This window comes from Leucobacter sp. Ag1, assembly GCF_000980875.1.
In the GTDB taxonomy this organism is placed as follows: Bacteria; Actinomycetota; Actinomycetes; order Actinomycetales; family Microbacteriaceae; genus Leucobacter; species Leucobacter iarius.
Genome location: NZ_LAYO01000106.1, coordinates 72,254 through 89,241, shown reverse-complemented (window position 1 = coordinate 89,241; position 16,988 = coordinate 72,254). Strand labels below are relative to the sequence as shown.

Genomic DNA, 16,988 nt, shown 5'->3' with positions numbered 1-16,988 from the left:
CGACAGAAAAGGAATCGCAATGCCCGAATACACCCTCCCCGACCTGCCCTACGACTACAGCGCCCTCGAGCCGCACATCTCGGCGCGGATCATGGAACTGCACCACTCCAAGCACCACCAGGCCTACGTGACCGGCGCGAACACCGCGCTCGCGCAGCTCGCCGACGCCCGCGAGAGCGGCGACCTGGCGAACGTCAACAAGCTCGAGAAGGACCTCGCGTTCAACCTCGGCGGGCACCTCAACCACAGCATCTTCTGGGAGAACCTGTCGCCGAACGGCGGCGGCGATCCCGAGGGCGCCCTCGCCGAGGCGCTCGGCGAGCACTTCGGATCGATCGAGCGGTTCCGTGCTCATTTCACGGCGACCGCGCTCGGCGTGCAGGGATCCGGCTGGTCGGTGCTCGCGTGGGACGAGCTCGGCAAGCGGCCGGTGATCTTCCAGCTCTTCGACCAGCAGGGCAACGCCCCCATGGGCGTCACGCCGCTGCTGCAGCTCGACGTCTGGGAGCACGCCTACTACCTCGACTACGCGAACGTGCGGGCCGACTACGTGAACGCGTTCTGGAACATCGTCAACTGGGAGGACGTGCAGCGCCGCTTCGCCGCGGTGCAGGGATAGTCTCAGCGCCCCAGCCGCTGCCGCGCCGTACTCGTCCCCGGTCCGACCGGGGCGTGCGCGGTCGCGGCGGCGAGCCCGAAGAGCGGCATGTCGCTGTAGACGGTCTCGCTGTCGCGGGCCGGCACCTGGTAGGTCTCGTGCCAGACGCCGACGTCTCCGCTGCCGCTGAAGTTCTTCTGGAAGTCCCGCCAGGGCTGCAGGTGCGGCGCGTCACGATCGGCCGCGAAGCGCTGCAGGTGCTCGGGGCTGCGCCAGTACGACACCAGGATCGTGGTGCGGCCGAGCCACTGCTGGAACCCGAGCAGCCCCGCGTCGGGATGCGTCGACAGGTGGCTCAGCATCGGCGGCATGCGGCGGGCGACCCGCAGCACCCGCCCGATCCGCCACCAGCGGTTGGCCCGCATGCCGATGAGGAACACGGTGACGGTCTCGCCGTCGACGACCGCAGTGTAGCGCCCGGGAAAGACTGCGTTGCTCATGATCGACCCTCCGTAACGGTGTTATATAACAATGTAACGCTAGGATTGGAGCATGTCCAGACCCACCAGCTACGACGAGGCCACGCGCGCACGACTGCTGGCCGCCACCGCCGATTCGGTCGCCGCCGACGGCCCGGATCGCGTCTCGCTGCGCGAGGTCGCACGAACCGCGGGCACGTCGACCTCGGCGGTGTACGCGCTCTTCGGCGGCAAGGACGAGCTGCTGGGCGCGGTCATCGCCGACGGCTTCGCGTCGTTCGCGTCCGCGCAGCGGGCAGCCGAACCCGGCGGGCTGCACGCGCTCGGCCTGGCCTACCGCGCCTGGGCGCACGAGCACCCTTCGCTCTACCGCCTCATGTTCGGCGGCGCACTCGCCTCCTACGAGGGCGAGGGCGCGATGGACGCTCTCGATCCGCTGATCGCCGCCCTCGCCGCGCGCGGAGCCGAGGACCCGCTCGCCGCCGCCCTCACGGTGTGGGCGCACGTGCACGGAGCGGTCAGCCTCGAGTTCGCCTGCGTCGCTCCGCCCGCAGTGGACCCCGACGCCGTCTACGCCGACGTGCTCGACGCGGTCGAGCGCCTGTGGCCGGAACGCGACTGAATCCGCAGCCCGAACCACAGCAGCCAGAGCACCCCGATCGAGGTCGCGACGAACTCGAGAAGGCCACCGATGTCGGTGCGGAACCGCAGCAGCGAGAAGATCCCCCCGGTCGCGGCGATCACCGCCACCGAGCCGGCGGCCGCCAGCGATCCGTGTCGCAGGGACCGGTCCGCGTCGCTGCCCGCGACGGCGTGCATCGCCTGCGCCGCGGCCCCGAAGGCGACCACCGCCGAGGACGTGTGCACGAGATCCTGCCAGCGGATCTCGTCCGCGAACGGGATCGGGCACCCGGAAGTGCAGGGCTCCTGGGAGGCGACGAAGAAGCAGGCGGAGGATATCGCGAGTAGCGCCGCCGGCCGCAGGAGCATCGCGTCCCATCGCCGCAGGCGGACGCCCCTCGCCGACCAGGCGACGACCAGACCCCCGAACACGATCAGCAGCAGGGCGTACTTGAACCACCGGGCAGTCGGCTCCTCCGCCCCCAGCTCGCTGACGTAGACGGGTCGCTCGATGAGGAGCCGCCCCGCCCAGATGATCGCCAGCGCAGCGGCGAGGGCGAGCGCAGCGGCGGCGGTCAGCGCTCGGCGCGCTCGGGTCGTTCGGGTCGAAGGGATCTGCACGGTCACCCTTCGACGCTAGGGGCGAATCTGATCTCGCGGATCGGCCCCGAGTACCGGATCACCGGCACCGCGGGCCCTATCGGGCGAACTGGAGCAGGAGCGCCGCCCCGACTCCGAACCCGCCCATGATGGTGCCGAGGATCCCGAGGATCAGCGGCGCCGGATTCTTCGCCCCCGCGTTCATCTCCTTGATCGAGAGCACGATGGCCGAGATGCCGACGATGAAACCGATCGTGCCGAGGATCGCCGGGAAGAGGAAGAGCGAGACGCCGCCCGTGATGATCGAGATGACGCCCTGGCGCATCGCCGTGATGGCCTTCTTCTGGGGAGCCCGCGGCGGCTGGTAGGGCTGCTGCGGGAGCGGCGCCTGGGCCGGCTGCTGGGCCTGGGGCTGGCTCGGATCGACGGGCTGCTGCGGATACGACATAGCGGATACCAATTCGTTCGATGATGGGGGGTGCGCCGCGAGCGTCGGGCGCCAGTCGATCATATGCTGACAGGGGTCTGGAAATGACATCTCGAGGCTGCCTCCCCGCCGCTGGCGCGCCGAGGGCCCGTCACGCCTCGACCGTGACCTCCACGATCGCGCCGGCGGAGTCGAACCGGACCGCCGGCCAGTAGCCCGGGGCGAAGTGCTCCTCGCAGGAATCCTCGAGGTGCAGCACCACGTCGCCGTCCGGCCACGCCTCGACGGCCTGCAGCAGGAGGTCCTCGGCGGCCTCGGCGAGCTCCTCCGCGGTGGGATCCTCCTCGCTGAACTCGGTCACGACGGCGTCCGTCGCCCGCCGCACGGTCTCCGGGCGCCCCAGCAACGCGGCGATCCGCGGAACCAGCGCGGCGACCGCCCCCGGCTCCGTCGTGCGCACCATGATCTCGGGCGCACCCGATCCGCCGTCTGCGGAGCTCGGATCCGGCTTCGAGGTGACCCAGTCGTGCAGCAGCACCTCGCCGGTGGTGAGCATCGTCGACGCGCGGATGAGGTCGCCCCAGGGCGACGGAACGGCGATGGAGTCGGTCATGCTGCCGAGTGTAGGGGTGGACCGGGAAGGGCCGCATCACCCGCCTCCCGCCACTCCCTCACCCGATATGACTCGGCGGCCCCGACCGGGTAAGTTGGTTCCGGGCCTGTAGCTCAGTTGGCAGAGCATCGGACTTTTAATCCGCGGGTCGCGGGTTCGAGCCCCGCCGGGCCCACTCCTCATGAGGGCCAGAGACCCCCGCTTCGGCGGGGGTTTTCTGCTGTACCGGGTTTGTCATCGGGGCCGCCGATTCGATCGGCCAACGCGTCACGCAGTTCGAGGAACGCCCCACTGAAGTCGGCTTGCGATCGGCGCGACACCGTCGACCACGATGAATGAAATAATGAGGCGCTCCTTGCTCTCGAACGCAAGGCGCGACGGGGTCATCCATCTGGGGAGAATGGACGAACCCACCGCCCGGTGCGACAAGTCGGTCCTGCCAGAGGTCGCTCCGACGAGTACCTCTGCTGGGTGCCGCTGCCTGCGGCGGGTCGCATGATGCTCGTCAGCATGCGGCCAACTCTTTCTCTTGAAAATCTGTTCCTGGAGGGGCGTGTCGTATGGACTGTGTACTGGCGGAGACGGGGAGCGAACCGAATCTCCTTCTTCTGATCGCGGGGGCTGCGGCCCTCGTGCTCGGCACGGCATTGGTGTTGCGCAGAAGGGCACCGCGCGCCGTTCAGGGAGCTCTCGCACTGACCGCGATTCTGGTCGGCGCGGCGACCTTGACGGGCCTTGCCGCCCAGCCGGCGGTTGCGGCTTCCCCCTGTCCCCCGGCAAAGGTTCAGACAGCAGCACCGACGCCTGCACCGACGCCCGCGCCGACGCCGGAGCCGACGCCCACCCCCACTCCGACGCCCACCCCGGAGCCGACTCCGACGCCGACGCCGAAGCCGACCGTGCTCGACGGCGAGGTGGCGGCGGACCTGACCAATTCGGTTGACGACCTCGGCGTGCAGTCGATCACGTACACCGGATCATTCGGCCCGAGCGCCGCTTCGACCGCCGCCGTGCCTGCGGGGTCGGTCGTCGAGTTCACGATCAAGAACAACGTGTACGGGGGCGGCGTGGGAACCGCGACCTGGACGGTGGACCCCCGTCTCACCTGCGATCCGTCGCCGCTGCCCACGACGCTGAACACGGGGGGAGCCTTCACGGAGACCCTCGTGGTGACCTGTCGGACCAACCAGGCGCTCAAGCCCGGCGACGCCCCCGCGACGATTGCCGCAGACATCGATCCCAGCTACAGCGGAAGCATCACCTCCACCATCTTGGATCTGCCCGGCGATGTCGATGCGACGAACAACACCCGGAGTGCAGAGCTCGTCGGCGCCTGACACGGAGACGTGCTCTGCGGCGGGCGCCCCGTCGGTCCCGGGCAGACCCGAGCCCGCCCAGATCGAAACCTCCCCGAAACCGTCGCGAAACCGCCCCCGAACGTTGCTCTGGTCAACTGGGCGCATGAGTTCTCCGGTCACGGTCATGGTGCGCAGGGAAACCGCGGAAACACGCGTCGACGAAGTCCTCGCCTGGTTGGATCAGGGCCTCCTGCTCGCCCGCGACTTCGAGGGATATCTCGGAGGCGGTGTTCTGCGAGATGCCTCCCGCAAGAACGTGCTGATCACGGTCTACGCCTTCGCCGACCGGCGCTCGCTCGAGCGGTGGAACCACTCGGAGCAGTGGCACGGGTGGACGCGGGACGGTGCTCCCCTGGCCCGCGTCGCCGACGTCCAAAAGCGCACCGGCCTCGAGGGATGGTTCGCCGAGATCCATGACGTCCCCGGGCGCGACCCGAATCGAGGGCGCCCGGGGAGCGCTATCGCGTCGGCGACGCCACCCCGCTGGAAGCAGGCCGCTGCGATCTGGTGCGGCATGCTGCCGCTCAACATCGGCGTGACCTCCGTGGCGACGCAGCTGCCGTGGTGGGGGCACCTCCCGATCGCCGTGCGCTCCCTCCTCCTGGTGTCCTCGCTCGTCCCCCTCATGACGTTCGTCGTGATGCCCGCGGTGACCCGCGTCCTCCGCCCCTGGCTGAGACGCGACCCCGCGCTCGCGAGGAACGAGCAGCTCCTGCGCGATGCGCTCGATTCCCTGGGCAGTGCGGGATCGCCCCGCGGCGGCGAGCGAGGCTAGGCGGCATCGCTCCCAGGATCGCCCGCAGGATCGCCCGAACGGGCGGCGCGGGCCGGATCGAGGCGGAGCACCTCGTCGAAGCGTTCCAGGGTTTCCGTGCGGTGGGAAGCGGCCAGTACTGTTCCGGGGAATCGGGCGATGACGTCGGAGATCACGCGCTCCGACTCGGGGTCGAGGCTGGCGGTGATCTCGTCGACGATCAGCACGCGGGGGCGCTGGAGCAGCGCGCGAGCCAGCCGCAACCTCGCGTGCTGTCCACCGGATAGCCGGACCCCCTGCTCGCCGAGCTCGTCGTCCAGCGAGATCCAGTCATCGGCACCGACCTCGGCGAGCGCATCGCGCAGGACCTCATCGCCGCACTCGTCGGTGCCCGCGCCGCGGAGCAGATTATCCCGGACCGTCCCGGGGAAGAGGTGCCCGTCCTGCTCCACGAAACCGATGGCCCGGCGGAGTTCCGCATCGGGGATGGAGTCGAGCGCGTACCCGCGTCCGGTGCCGTCGACGAGCTCGACCGAGCCCGAGTCCGGATCCCACAGCCGGCCGGCGAGGGCGAGCAGGGTGCTCTTCCCCGATCCTGAGGCGCCCGCGAGACCGACGTGGGCGCCGGGACGGACCGTCGCGGACCAGCCCGAAAGCACGGCGCTCCGTCCGCCGTAGGTGAACCCCACCGATCTGAATCGGATCCCGAGCGGGCCGTCGGGAAGCGGTGCTCCGTCCCGCGTCCGCCCGACGACCGCCGGTCGGTCGAGCCCTGCTGCGACGTTCCGCGCGCTCGCGACCAGGGGGCCGAGCTGCCCGAGGGTGGCCGTGGCATCGCTCAGCGCGGCGACACCGGCGACCGCGATCGCGATCAGTGCGGGCAGGGTCGCCGTCGTGTCGGCCGGCACCGGATCGCCGCCGAGGAGCCCGGAGGCCGCAGCTCCGGCGAGGACGACCCCGATGACGACGACCGCGACGGCGAGCTCGCGGATCCCGGAGACGGCCTGCGCGAGCATTTCGGTGCGGGCCGAGGCCCGCGCCGACCGCCGGGTCGCCGCCTCGGCACCGGCGACCACCCGGAGTTCCAGACCGGCCGAGAGCACCTCCCGCAGCGCTCCCAGCGCGTCGACGATGCTCGTCGTCAGCTGCTCCCGCTCGCGCTGCTCGCGGACGCCGAGCGCCCGCGCCGTCCGGGCGCCGAGCACGATCGACCCGAGCACGAGCGCCCCACCGAGCAGCACGACCAGGGCCGCGGCGGGCAGCAGCACCGCGGACGCGAGCGCGGAGAGCACGAACACGAGCACCGAGGTCGCGAGCTGCGCGACCGTGTGCGCATAGAAGAACTCCAGTTTCTCGATGTCGCCCAGCGCGGCTGCAGCTCCCTTCGCGGAGTGCTCCCGCCGACGGGCCGGCGCACTGCGTGCGTAGGAGTCGAACAGCGCCGCCCGGAGGCGGGCCAGCACCCGGTACGCGAGCGCGTGGGAGAAGTCCATCTCGTGCCAGGTGAGGACTGCACGGATGAGTACCAGCGCGAGGACCACGGCGGTCCACCAGACCGGCGGCCACGCTCCCGTCACGAGCGCCCCGCCGACGCCGCCGGCGATGAGCGCCGAGAGCACGGCGAGTCCCACCGCGCTCGCGGCGCCGGTGGCGAATCCCCGCACCATGCCGGCGCGCTCGGGCCGCAGGGCCCCCAGGAGCCGGGCATAGGCGTGCAGGGCCTCCGTCGTCTTCATGCGATGCCTTCCTGCGACCGGAGCCGGCCGGCGTCGAGCAGGTGGATGTCCGAGACACCGCGGAGCGTCTCGATCCGGTGGGTGATCATGAGCACGATCCGGTCCCGAGCGACCTCGTGGAGCGACCGCATCACGATCTCCGCGCTCGCCGGATCGAGCGCGCTGGTCGGCTCGTCGACGAGGAGGATCGGGCGGTCGGCGAGGAGTGCCCGGGCGAGGGCGATCCGCTGCCGCTGCCCGCCGGAGAAGCTCGAGCCCGCCTCGGTCACCTCGGTACGGAAGCCATCGGGCAGGGCGCGGATCTCCGGCAGGATTCCGGCGCGAGCGCAGGCGTCGACGAGCGCCTCCTGCGATGCGCTCCCGTGCGGGTCGAGGTTCTCGCGCAGCGTGCCCGCGAAGAGCACGGGCCGTTGGGAGAGCACGGCGGTATCGCCGGGCAGGAGCGGCCGTCCGTCGAGTTCGATCCGGCCGGAGTCGGGAGTCAGAAAGCCGAGCACCAGATCGAACAGCGTCGATTTGCCGGCGCCCGAGGGCCCGACGACGGCGTGCAGGCGGCCGCGCTCCACGACGAGCTCGGCGTCGTGCACCACGTCCTGTTCCGCCGACGGGTAGCGGAACGACACCCGGTCGAGCCGGAGGACCTCTCCTCGCGGGGAGGCGACGGGGTCTTCCCCGGGGCGAGGAAGCCCCCGACCGCGATCCCGACGCGGATCTTCAGTGGAGAAGGCGCACAGCTCGCGCAGACTGGGCACCGCGGTCAGGCCGAGGAACCCGGCGTGCCAGTGCCGGGAGAGATCGCGGACCGGCCGGAACGCCTCCGACGAGAGCATGAGCACGGCGTAGATCGCGAACGGCGCCGGGGAGCCGGAGACCGCGCTCCCGACCGAGACGATCGCGGCGGCGACGAGCCCGCCCTGCACCGCGAAGTCGGTCACCGCAGTGCCCGCGAGAGACGCCCGCATGGTTCGTTCCGTCGCCCGGCGGAGCGCGTCGGAACGGCGTGCGATGCGCTCCCGCGTGCGATCCACATCGCCGAGCAGGCGGAGCGTCGACATGCCCCGCAGCGAGTGGAGCACTTCGCCGCTCAGGGATTCGTACTCGCCCCACTGCCCGTCGCCCCGTCGCGCGAGTGCTCGCTTCCAGAGCAGCGGGCCGAGCACCGCGAGCAGGACGCCGAGGGCGACGCATCCGGCCGCGAGCGGAGAGATGGAGCAGAGCACCAGGAGCACGATCGGGGTGCCGACGACGAGCTGCACGGTCGCCGGAATGTACTTCGACACGTACGCGTCGGTTCCTTCGATTCCGTCGACGATCGCGGCAGCAGCGGCACCGTCGCCCGCTGCCGCGTCGTGCAGCCGTTCGGGGCGCAGCACCGAGATCAGCGCCCGGCGGCGCAGCGAGCTCCGGACGCACCCGCCGAGACGCGCGGACGCGGCCGCCTGCCCCAGCGCGAGCAGGATCCTGAGCGCTGCGCCGACGAGGATCGCCCCTGCGCAGGCGATCACCTGTGCGGCGTCGCCGCGGAAGAACCCCGACAGCGCCCACGCGATGGCGGCCGCCTGCAGCACGTGCGTGGCGAGGACGGCGAGCTGCAGCACCGCGGAGAGGAGGAACGGCAGAGGGAATCTCAGGGCCTCGCGCCAGAGAACGGGGACCAGCATCATCGGTCGGACTCCTTCGAACGGGCGAGCAGGGCAGAGGCGTGCAGGATCCAGGTACCGGGTTCCGGCGAGAAGCCGGACACCGGGCGAACGCCGTACGCGCCCGAGCGCAGCACCGAAGTGAGCAGTTCGGCGGCCTCGAGATGCGCACGCCAGAGCTCTCGGAGCAGCAGGTCGGCCGGCGGATCGGCGGGCACGGACCAGACGCGCACCGCCGAGGCTCCCCGGACCCACGATTGCCCCGAAGCGAGCGCGACGCGTTCGACCCCGGGACTCGGCGGATTTCCCTCGGCCCGGGCGAGATACTCCGAGTGTTCCGGGCTCCGCCGCTCGCGCAGCAGATCCCGATGCGCTTCGAGCACCGCGGGGTCGTCGGCGATCTCCATCATCGCGAGCGGGAGCAGCGGCGCGAGCCCGAGCCGGAGCCAGGCATCGTCGTCGTACGCGGCGGGGAAGGCCAACAGTGCGCGGAGGTCCGCGTCGGGGCCGAGCCGAACGCGGCGGGAGCCGGCCAGCACGAAGCGCGCCGCCTGCAGCGCATACGCCGTGTCCGCGATCCACAGCGGCCAGGCCCGATGCCGATATCGGCCGAAGCTCCGTCCCGGCTGGACCGCGAGCACCAGGCGACTTCCTCGGGGACGGACCCCGGAGGGCCATCCGGCAGCGCGCTCCCGCGCCGGGCTGCGTCGCCACCAGCGGGCGGCATCGGGGTCGTACACGAGACGTCCGCCGTCGGGACCCACCAGGTGGAGCTGCACCGGGTACGCGCCCCCGGCCGAGGGGATCGGACGACGAGGGATCGAGGTCGGCTCGCCCGATGCGGTGCGGTGCGGCTCCCCCGCCCGCAGCAGCGCGTCGGCGAGCGCCTGGACCCCAGGTGCGACCTCCGCAGGTTCGGCGCCCGCGTTCCACCAGGGGTTCCCGCGCGGGCCGGGAGGCACCGGAGGGCCCGGGTGCGCGCCGGAGAATGCACGCCGGAGGCGTTCCGGGATCGGGGGCGCCGCGACGGGCGAGGGAAGGATGCGCGGTTCCATCGTGCGTCTCACATGTGCGGGGGCGGGACGAGGGTGAACTCGTCCGGGCCCCCGGTCCAGCGATCACGCCAGCCGCGTTCGAGCGCTGCCTCGCCGAAGCGCGGCATCCCGAGGTAGGCGAAGGCGGCCGGAGCGTTGGGTACGAGCCCGGTGATCACGGTGCGCACGACGCGCAGCGCGGTGCGGCGCACGTCGGGGCTGGTGAGATCCCTCGTGAGCACGCGGTGGCCGCGCCGTTCCAATTCCGCGTAGACCTGCGGCATGGTCGTCGGCACGAGCGCATCGATCGAGCGGACGCCGAGCGCCGGCTCGGTGAACCGACGGGCTTCACGGTGCACCTCGGGATCGAGCCAGACCTGCACGTGCGCACCGAGATCGATCACCCGTTCGAACCGGGGGCCGGCGATCGCGGCGTAGTCGGCGTTCGCACGGTGCTCAAGATGCAGGCCCGAGGCCATGAGCCCCCGGTCGATCGCGCGGAACACCCAGCCGTCGGCCGCCGTGCACCCCTGCGTGTAGACCCAGGTGTGCACCGCTTCGAGCACCGCCTTGCGCGCGGCCCGCACCGGATCGAGGTGCGCGGAGAACCCCGCGGCGTAGAGTCCGCGCCGTTCGTCGTGCACGAGCGCCGCGACCGCCGGGGCGAACTCCGACGGCATGGCCACGAGGTGCACGCTCAGGTCGCCGCCGTCCAGGTCGTCGAGCAGGCCGGGAACCGTCGCCGGGTCGATGCCGAAGGTCGGGCCGTCGAGATGCCACCAGGTTTCGAGCGCGTCCCGCTCGATCACCTCGAGCACACCGCGGTCGGCCGCGTCCTCGATCCCCGTTCCCGTGGCGATCCCGGCGTAGTTCAGGTGATGGGTCCGCGGCAGCCCGCGGAACCGGCGCTGACGCCAGTTCAGGTGCGTCAGCGCCGCGGGGAGCCAGTGGGCTCGCCCCGTACGATCCGAGCAGCGGGCCCACAGCGTGGGGGTGTCCTCGCGGAGGGCCCGGTAGGGGAAGTCCGCCCGATCGAGCTGCCAGGGGGCGAAGGATGGGAGCTCGGTCGGGGGCACGACCGACTCGCCGTCGGCGCGCAATTGCTCGGCGGTGCCGACGCGCAGGTCCTCGGGAAGCGGATCCGCCGGGATCCAGTTGCCGCAGTAGCGCTCGATCCCCTCGCCGATCGCGGCGATGCGCGCCGCGGCCGGATCGCCAAACGAGGTGCCGAGGGAAACACGGTCCGCTGGCCACTCGCCGAGGCGGCGCGCATCCGATACCGACGCGGTGAGGGCGAGGTACGCCGGCGGGGCACCGGGCGGCGGCTCCACCCGGGCGATCGATCGGATGATCCCGCATTCCGCATCGACCAGGGCCTCGACGGGAAGCGGCTCGGTCAGGTGGGACGAGTGCATGGGGATCCTCTCATGGCGCCAGGCGCCGTCTGCGGGGTCGAACACGGAGCGGGTGGCCGGGCCGTCGGGAAGGACGAGGGGTCTGCTGGGCGACGGAACCGGCAGACCCTCGCGGGCGAGCCAGCCGTCGATGACGATGCCGAGACCGCCGGCGGCCCCGAGCGCCGCCGCCGACGTCGGATCGAGGTCGGCGGCGAGCCGGTGACCCCACGGGCCGTCGACGAGGTGGGTGCGGCCGGGCCAGACCTCGGCGAGCCGTCCGGCATCGGCGTGGAAGAAGTCGGCGTCTCCGCGGATCATGAGCAGCGGTTCCGTCCGCTCCGAAGTGCAGCCGACGAAGTCCCGTGGCTTGGCGTCCCAGAGGTTTCGCCAGCGTTCGAGAACGTCCGCGGGCCACCCCCAGGTCTCGGCGGCACGCAGGGGTCCGTGCTGGTGGGCGTGCAGCGTCCGGTCCGACAGCTCATCCTCGGGCAGGGGCGGTGCGGAGCGCGGACCACGACCGTGCTCGTGCCACCATCCGATGCGGGATCGATACTGGGGCGTGCCGTCGGCGGAGCGGGCGGTCTCGGCGAGCCCGAGCGCCGGGACGAGCAGCAGCACTCCCGACGGTGTTCCGTCCCAGGCGCGGGCGGCTTCGAGCGCGGTGTGCGCCGCGTACGATGCCCCGTAGAGCAGGAGCGGGGTCCCGGGGAACTCGCGATCGACAGCACGGAGGGTGTCGGCGCCATCTTCCGCTTCGCGCCGGTAGGGGTCCCACTCGCCGTCGGAGGCGTACCGGCCGCGCACGTCCTGCACGATGCAGCGGTATCCGCGCCGGTTCCAGGAGCGGGCGATCGGGCCGTGCGCCCCCGCGTCGTAGGGGGTGCGGATCAGGACGGTGCCGCGCGGGTTCCGCGGGGCCCAGAGCAGCCCCCGTAGCTCGACGCCGTCCCGCGCCGAGCAGCGGTGCGGTGCGGGCACGGGTTCAGCGGATCGCACGCTCGGGCGTCTCCGGGTACGGGAGCAACGGGTGCAGCCCGATCGAGCCGGTCGGCACCACGAGTTTCCAGAGCGTACGACGGAGGGCCTCGAGGGTCGCTTCGGCTCGCGCCCAGGCGGTCGCGAGCTCGAGCACCCGGGCGACAAGGAGCGTTCGAGCCGCCGCGTCGAGCGGGTACGGCGGCTCCGCCGCCGTAGCGATCCAGATCTCGAGCTCGTCCGGCGCCGAGCTTGCGGCCACGCGACGACCGATGACCTGTTCCGCGGTCGGGTCGTCCGCCTCGACTGCGATGGGGTCCACGAACACGGTGTCCCCTTCTCGATACGCCCGGATGCGGGCGGTGCCATCGATTGCGCGGGATTCCCAGGCCGGCCAGGCGCCCCGCGAGCGCGCATCTTCGGCGTAGAGGACGGCGAGTCCGGGCCCGGACCCCGAGACGGGGTCGGAGTCCGACCCCGGATCCGCCCGGCGCACGTCGGCCCCCCAGGCCCCCAGGGCGGCCTCGAATGCATCGAGCACGTCTCCGGCCGGGCCGATCAGCAGCACCTCGCGGCGGTGCCCGGGCCAGCGCTCAGCCCGGGCCGCAGCCTCCTCGGACCGGATCTCCTCGACCAGTCGCCGGAGGTACTCGGCGTCGAGATCGGCTGCGGTGCTGAGGCCTCCCGCGCCGAGCAGCGATTCGAGGTCGTCAGGACGGTCCTGGATCCGGACCAGCCGTCCGGATGCCAGGTGCACGACGTCCCGGGCGGGGGCGGCGGCGACGAGCTGGGCTCGGGTGTCCGGGATCGGGAGCGCCTGCTTCTGCTGTTCCATGTGGTTCCTCAGTGTGGTTCTCGGGGGGGGGGGGGGGGAGCCCGGTCGGGCGACGAATCGCCCGACCGGGCCGGATGCGGGCCGAGGGAGGCCCCGTTCTCAGTCGAAGGGGTTCTCGACCAGAGCGTTCGAGTGGGTTGCCGAGTGATGCGCGAGCTGCTCGGTCTCTTCGATCTCGGCGATGATTCGCTTCTCCATTGCGGTGCGTCCTTTCGTGTGTGCACCGTCCGAGGGTTCTCGGACGGACTCGCCGGGCGAGTGATCACACCCTAGATGAAAATGATTCTCAATATCTACTAGACTCGCCGACATGCCTGATTCATCGCCCCCTCCGCGGACGCGGATCGCCGACTCGCTCGACACCGCCCTCAGAGGCTGGGAAGCGCACGAGCGCCCCGGTCTCCCCGTCGACGGTTTCGTGCTCGGCCGCCGCCCGATGAGGCCCCGAACCGGGCTCTACCGCGTCGAAGGCACCACCGTCATCGAGCCGGACGGCCACCTGCTCCGCATCACTCCGTCGCCGGATCGGCGCCGGATCGCGGTGGAGTGGGCGTGCCGCGCCGATGAGAACGCCGTGCTCGGGATCGTCGACGTCGAGCGCAAGGAGCTCCGTCTCCACGAGCGCATCGGCGTGCGCTACGACCCGGTGCTCTGGAGCGCCGATTCCTCTCGCCTCGAGGTCGCCGCGAGCCGGGAACGCGCGATCGTCGAGCTGGACGTCGCATCGGGCCGGATCGCGAGAACGCCCGTTGCCGGCGCGGAACGCGTCCGACTGCTGCCCGGAGGCGCGAAGGGCCTGCTCGCCCGGCGTCCGGACGGCGGACCGACCGAACTGATCGACCGGAGCACCGGTGCATCGGTCGGCCGCTACGGCGCGGTGCACCGGACGGCGATCTGCGCCGAGGGGTTCGTCGTCTGGCACGACCGGGGCATCGACCGCTTCTCCTGCCGCGGCGCGCACCGGTGGAGCTGGCACGAACCGGGGCTCCGGATCACCGACCTCGCCTCCTCCGGCGACGGGATCCTCGCGCTCGGGGTCCGCGACGGTCGCAGTGTCATCGTGAGCCTGTCCGACGGAGCGTTCCGCGAGGTCCGCGAAGTCGTCGCCGGCCACGGTCCCGTTGCCGCGACGGGGATCGCGATGACCGACGAAGGAGCGGTCGTCCGCGTCGAGGCCCCGCTCCTTCCGCCCCGCGTGATCCCGCTGGCCGAGGCGACCGCCCCGATCACGAACGCCGAGCTCGCGCCGGTCTCCGAGGACGGGTCCCGCACCTCGACGCTGACCGTGCGCGCAGATGACGGGGCCGAGATCACGGTGATCCTCGCCCTCCCGCGCGACCGCACCGATCCGATCCCCGTGATCCTCACCTGCTACGGCGGCTTCGGCGTGCCGGCCCTCCCCGCGTTCGAGCCGACGATCCCCGCCTGGGTCGCCCACGGGGGCGGCTACGCGATCGCGCAGATCCGGGGCGGTGGCGAGCGCGGGAACGAGTGGTGGTGGGCGGGAAGCGGGGCGCGGAAGCAGCGCGCCGTCGACGATCTCGCCGCTGCGGCCGCGGGGCTCTGCGCGGCCGGCATCACCCGCCCCGAGCTGCTGGTGCTGGCGGGCGCGTCCCACGGCGGATGCATCGCGGCAGCCTGCGGGCTCGAACATCCCGGAAGCTTCGCGGGGATCGCGACGACCGCAGCGCCGCTGGACCTGCTCGCCCTCGACGCCCACCCGCTCGGGCACCTGTGGCGCGACGAGTTCGGCGACGACGGGACCGACGAGAGCCGCGAACGGCTACGACGCCTCTCGCCGCTCGAACGCGCGAGGAGCCTGCGACCCGGTCAGCCCGTCCCGGCGTTCCTCGGTATCGTGCTCGCGGAGGACACCCGAGTGGCGCCAGACGACACCCGGCGCGTCATCGGCGCCCTGCGCGATCGCGGCGGTCGGGCGGAGCTCTGGGAAGCAGGGGACGCCGGTCACGGGATCAACCACTTGGATGCTCTGCACGCCATCGGGTCCCGGATCCTCTCGTTCGCGGCGCGCACGACCGGGATGGCCGGCGCATGACCGCCGGCCGCCGGACCGGCGCGTTCCGCCGGGTCGCACTGCTGAGCGCACTGGCCTGCGGGATCCTCGTCGTCCTCGTGGTCTCGGGTTCGACCGGCACGGTGCAGGTCGGGCTCGCCGACGCTGCACGGCTCGTGATCGGGCACCTCATCCCGGGGATGCCGTGGATGACCGACGGGTCGCTGACCCCGCTTCAGGATCAGGCGGTCTGGCAGTTCCGGTTGCCCCGTGCCCTGCTCGCGGGCATCTCGGGGGCGGGCCTCGCACTCGCCGGCGCGATCATGCAGGTGGTGGTCCGCAATCCGCTCGCAGAGCCCTACATCCTCGGCGTCTCCTCCGGAGCGAGCGTCGGCGCCGTGCTCGTCATCATCGGTGGAAGCGCCGCGGCCGCGGGGCTCGGGCTCAGCGGCGCCGCCTTCCTCGGCGCGATGCTGGCCGGGATCCTCGTGGTCTTCCTCGCCCGCCGTCGGGGCGAACTCTCCCCCACCCGGATGATCCTCGCCGGCGTCGCGCTCGGGTCCCTCCTCAGCGCCGTCACGAGCTACCTCACGCTCACGACGGACGCGCAGAACGTCGTGAGCATCATGTTCTTCCTCCTCGGCAGCGTCTCGGCCGCGACCATGTCGTCGTTGCCGATCCCCGCCGTCGCCCTCCTGGTGTCCTGCGCAGCGGCACTGGCGCTCGCCCGACCGATGAACGCGCTGCTCTCGGGCGACGAATCCGCGCTGGCCGTCGGGGTGCGCACCACCCGGCTCCGGGCGCTCCTGCTCGTCATCGCCTCCCTGCTCACCGGAGTGGTGGTCGCGGTGAGCGGCGGCATCGGCTTCGTCGGGCTCGTCGTCCCCCATGCCGCGCGCATGCTCGTCGGTTCCGACCACCGCAGGATGCTGCCGGTGACCGTGCTCGCCGGAGCACTGTTCCTGATGATCGCCGACCTGCTCGCCCGTACCGTCGCCGTGCCGACCGAGATCCCCCTCGGGATCCTCACGGCCTTCGTCGGCGCCCCCTTCTTCCTGTGGCTGATGCGCCGCGGCGGCGAACGAGCGGGGTTCGACCGATGAGCATCGAGTTCCACGGCCTCCGCGTCGACCTCGGCGGACGCCCCGTCCTGACGGGCGTCGACCTGCGGATCCGACCCGGCCGGGTCACCGCACTGATCGGACCGAACGGCAGCGGGAAGTCGACGCTGCTGCGCACCGTCTTCGGCGCCCGCCGGCCCACGCGGGGCCGCGTCACCATCGACGGCGCCGACGTCGTGAGGATCCCGCCCCGGCAGCTCGCCAGGACGGTCGCCGTCATGCTCCAGGACGCGCCGTCCGAGTTCGACCTGACCGTGCGCGAAACCGTCATGGTCGGTCGCGCACCGCACCAGGCGGCGTTCGCACCGGACCGCGCGATCGATCGGCTCGCCGTCGATCGCGCGCTGCGAACCGTCGGCCTCGAAGCGCACGCGGAGCGGCTGCTCCGGCAACTGTCCGGCGGTCAACGCCAGCGGGCGATGCTCGCGCGAGCACTCGCGCAGGACGGACGGATCCTCGTGCTCGACGAACCGACCAACCACCTCGACATCACCCACCAGCTCGAGATCATGCGACTCGTCGGCGGACTCGGCATCACCGTCGTCGCCGCACTGCACGACCTCGCGCTCGCCGCCGACTTCTGCGACGACGTCGCCGTGCTCCACGAGGGCCGAGTGCGCGCGTTCGGCTCCCCGGGCGATGTCCTCAGCGCACCCCTCGTCCGTGAGGTCTTCGGGGTCGATCCGCGCCCGTCGACGGAGGATGCCTCCGGCCACCGCTTCCTGAGGTTCCGGCCGCTCGCCGAACCCGCCCCCACCCGCGCACCCGCGCACGAATAATCAAGGA

Annotated in this window: 17 protein-coding genes and 1 tRNA gene; 8 read left to right on the top strand and 10 right to left on the bottom strand. The window is 71.9% G+C overall.

Annotated features, from left to right (window positions below; translation table 11 throughout):
• Positions 1-19: 19 nt before the first annotated feature.
• Positions 20-619: a superoxide dismutase gene (locus XM48_RS13175; RefSeq protein WP_046456285.1), complete on the top strand. Its 600-nt coding sequence runs from the start codon at positions 20-22 to the stop codon at positions 617-619.
• 2 nt (positions 620-621) lie between these two features.
• Here the strand turns inward: XM48_RS13175 and XM48_RS13170 are convergent, their stop codons facing one another.
• Positions 622-1,098 (bottom strand): DUF4188 domain-containing protein, encoded by a 477-nt coding sequence (locus tag XM48_RS13170; protein WP_046456284.1) that lies wholly within the window; start codon positions 1,096-1,098, stop codon positions 622-624.
• Between the two features lie 52 nt (positions 1,099-1,150).
• Between XM48_RS13170 and XM48_RS13165 the strand changes: the two genes are divergently transcribed.
• Positions 1,151-1,699, top strand: coding sequence for a TetR/AcrR family transcriptional regulator (locus XM48_RS13165; RefSeq protein WP_046456283.1), 549 nt, complete (start codon positions 1,151-1,153; stop codon positions 1,697-1,699).
• Here XM48_RS13165 and XM48_RS13160 read toward each other — a convergent pair.
• The 3 genes from XM48_RS13160 to XM48_RS13150 all read right to left on the bottom strand — a co-directional run bounded on the left by XM48_RS13160 (position 1,648) and on the right by XM48_RS13150 (position 3,338).
• On the bottom strand, positions 1,648-2,319 hold the full coding sequence (locus XM48_RS13160; protein ID WP_046456317.1) for a DUF998 domain-containing protein: 672 nt from the start codon (positions 2,317-2,319) through the stop codon (positions 1,648-1,650). The genes XM48_RS13165 and XM48_RS13160 overlap by 52 nt on opposite strands.
• A gap of 76 nt (positions 2,320-2,395) precedes the next feature.
• The gene (locus tag XM48_RS13155; protein ID WP_046456282.1) at positions 2,396-2,746 is read right to left on the bottom strand and encodes a hypothetical protein; all 351 of its coding nucleotides are present in this window, start codon (positions 2,744-2,746) and stop codon (positions 2,396-2,398) included.
• Between the two features lie 130 nt (positions 2,747-2,876).
• Positions 2,877-3,338 carry a hypothetical protein gene (locus XM48_RS13150; protein WP_046456281.1) on the bottom strand — a complete coding sequence of 154 codons (462 nt, stop codon included), beginning with the start codon at positions 3,336-3,338 and terminating at the stop codon, positions 2,877-2,879.
• A 102-nt stretch (positions 3,339-3,440) separates the two neighbouring features.
• On the opposite strand from XM48_RS13150, the gene XM48_RS13145 reads away from it, so the two are divergent.
• From XM48_RS13145 to XM48_RS13135, 3 genes are all read left to right on the top strand, one after another.
• Positions 3,441-3,513, top strand: a tRNA-Lys gene (locus XM48_RS13145).
• A 385-nt stretch (positions 3,514-3,898) separates the two neighbouring features.
• Complete coding sequence (locus XM48_RS17590) at positions 3,899-4,675, top strand: LPXTG cell wall anchor domain-containing protein (RefSeq protein WP_084821174.1); 777 nt, start codon at positions 3,899-3,901, stop codon at positions 4,673-4,675.
• Positions 4,676-4,799: 124 nt separating this feature from the next.
• Entirely contained in the window at positions 4,800-5,471 is a 672-nt protein-coding gene (locus XM48_RS13135; protein ID WP_156175063.1) for an antibiotic biosynthesis monooxygenase, read from the top strand.
• Here the strand turns inward: XM48_RS13135 and XM48_RS13130 are convergent.
• From XM48_RS13130 to amiA, 6 genes are all read right to left on the bottom strand, one after another.
• Positions 5,468-7,186 (bottom strand): ABC transporter ATP-binding protein, encoded by a 1,719-nt coding sequence (locus XM48_RS13130; RefSeq protein ID WP_046456279.1) that lies wholly within the window; start codon positions 7,184-7,186, stop codon positions 5,468-5,470. The two genes, XM48_RS13135 and XM48_RS13130, sit on opposite strands and share 4 nt — an antisense overlap.
• Positions 7,183-8,850, bottom strand: coding sequence for an ABC transporter ATP-binding protein/permease (locus tag XM48_RS13125; RefSeq protein ID WP_046456278.1), 1,668 nt, complete (start codon positions 8,848-8,850; stop codon positions 7,183-7,185). Before XM48_RS13125 ends, XM48_RS13130 begins: the two co-directional genes overlap by 4 nt.
• The gene (locus XM48_RS13120; RefSeq protein WP_046456277.1) at positions 8,847-9,881 is read right to left on the bottom strand and encodes a hypothetical protein; all 1,035 of its coding nucleotides are present in this window, start codon (positions 9,879-9,881) and stop codon (positions 8,847-8,849) included. Before XM48_RS13120 ends, XM48_RS13125 begins: the two co-directional genes overlap by 4 nt.
• 8 nt (positions 9,882-9,889) lie before the next feature.
• The gene (locus XM48_RS18555; RefSeq protein ID WP_231580881.1) at positions 9,890-12,235 is read right to left on the bottom strand and encodes a YcaO-like family protein; all 2,346 of its coding nucleotides are present in this window, start codon (positions 12,233-12,235) and stop codon (positions 9,890-9,892) included.
• Positions 12,236-12,239: 4 nt separating this feature from the next.
• Entirely contained in the window at positions 12,240-13,067 is an 828-nt protein-coding gene (locus XM48_RS18550; RefSeq protein WP_052961507.1) for a hypothetical protein, read from the bottom strand.
• Positions 13,068-13,166: 99 nt separating this feature from the next.
• Positions 13,167-13,265 (bottom strand): streptamidine family RiPP, encoded by a 99-nt coding sequence (gene amiA / locus XM48_RS18615; RefSeq protein ID WP_241898059.1) that lies wholly within the window; start codon positions 13,263-13,265, stop codon positions 13,167-13,169.
• Positions 13,266-13,377: 112 nt separating this feature from the next.
• Between amiA and XM48_RS13105 the strand changes: the two genes are divergently transcribed.
• The 3 genes from XM48_RS13105 to XM48_RS13095 are packed head-to-tail and all read left to right on the top strand — an operon-like array spanning position 13,378 to position 16,981.
• Positions 13,378-15,123, top strand: a complete 1,746-nt coding sequence (locus XM48_RS13105) for a prolyl oligopeptidase family serine peptidase (RefSeq protein ID WP_046456276.1) — start codon at positions 13,378-13,380, stop codon at positions 15,121-15,123.
• The gene (locus XM48_RS13100; protein ID WP_046456275.1) at positions 15,120-16,184 is read left to right on the top strand and encodes an iron ABC transporter permease; all 1,065 of its coding nucleotides are present in this window, start codon (positions 15,120-15,122) and stop codon (positions 16,182-16,184) included. Before XM48_RS13105 ends, XM48_RS13100 begins: the two co-directional genes overlap by 4 nt.
• Complete coding sequence (locus XM48_RS13095) at positions 16,181-16,981, top strand: ABC transporter ATP-binding protein (protein WP_046456274.1); 801 nt, start codon at positions 16,181-16,183, stop codon at positions 16,979-16,981. Before XM48_RS13100 ends, XM48_RS13095 begins: the two co-directional genes overlap by 4 nt.
• The last annotated feature ends 7 nt before the right edge of the window (positions 16,982-16,988 follow it).

Coding starts and splice junctions, on each gene's coding strand:
- XM48_RS13175 (WP_046456285.1), top strand. CDS start 20: ATGCCCGAATACACCCTCCCCGACCTGCCCTACGACTACAGCGCCCTC.
- XM48_RS13170 (WP_046456284.1), bottom strand. CDS start 1,098: ATGAGCAACGCAGTCTTTCCCGGGCGCTACACTGCGGTCGTCGACGGC.
- XM48_RS13165 (WP_046456283.1), top strand. CDS start 1,151: ATGTCCAGACCCACCAGCTACGACGAGGCCACGCGCGCACGACTGCTG.
- XM48_RS13155 (WP_046456282.1), bottom strand. CDS start 2,746: ATGTCGTATCCGCAGCAGCCCGTCGATCCGAGCCAGCCCCAGGCCCAG.
- XM48_RS13150 (WP_046456281.1), bottom strand. CDS start 3,338: ATGACCGACTCCATCGCCGTTCCGTCGCCCTGGGGCGACCTCATCCGC.
- XM48_RS17590 (WP_084821174.1), top strand. CDS start 3,899: ATGGACTGTGTACTGGCGGAGACGGGGAGCGAACCGAATCTCCTTCTT.
- XM48_RS13135 (WP_156175063.1), top strand. CDS start 4,800: ATGAGTTCTCCGGTCACGGTCATGGTGCGCAGGGAAACCGCGGAAACA.
- XM48_RS13130 (WP_046456279.1), bottom strand. CDS start 7,186: ATGAAGACGACGGAGGCCCTGCACGCCTATGCCCGGCTCCTGGGGGCC.
- XM48_RS13125 (WP_046456278.1), bottom strand. CDS start 8,850: ATGATGCTGGTCCCCGTTCTCTGGCGCGAGGCCCTGAGATTCCCTCTG.
- XM48_RS13120 (WP_046456277.1), bottom strand. CDS start 9,881: ATGGAACCGCGCATCCTTCCCTCGCCCGTCGCGGCGCCCCCGATCCCG.
- XM48_RS18550 (WP_052961507.1), bottom strand. CDS start 13,067: ATGGAACAGCAGAAGCAGGCGCTCCCGATCCCGGACACCCGAGCCCAG.
- amiA (WP_241898059.1), bottom strand. CDS start 13,265: ATGGAGAAGCGAATCATCGCCGAGATCGAAGAGACCGAGCAGCTCGCG.
- XM48_RS13105 (WP_046456276.1), top strand. CDS start 13,378: ATGCCTGATTCATCGCCCCCTCCGCGGACGCGGATCGCCGACTCGCTC.
- XM48_RS13100 (WP_046456275.1), top strand. CDS start 15,120: ATGACCGCCGGCCGCCGGACCGGCGCGTTCCGCCGGGTCGCACTGCTG.
- XM48_RS13095 (WP_046456274.1), top strand. CDS start 16,181: ATGAGCATCGAGTTCCACGGCCTCCGCGTCGACCTCGGCGGACGCCCC.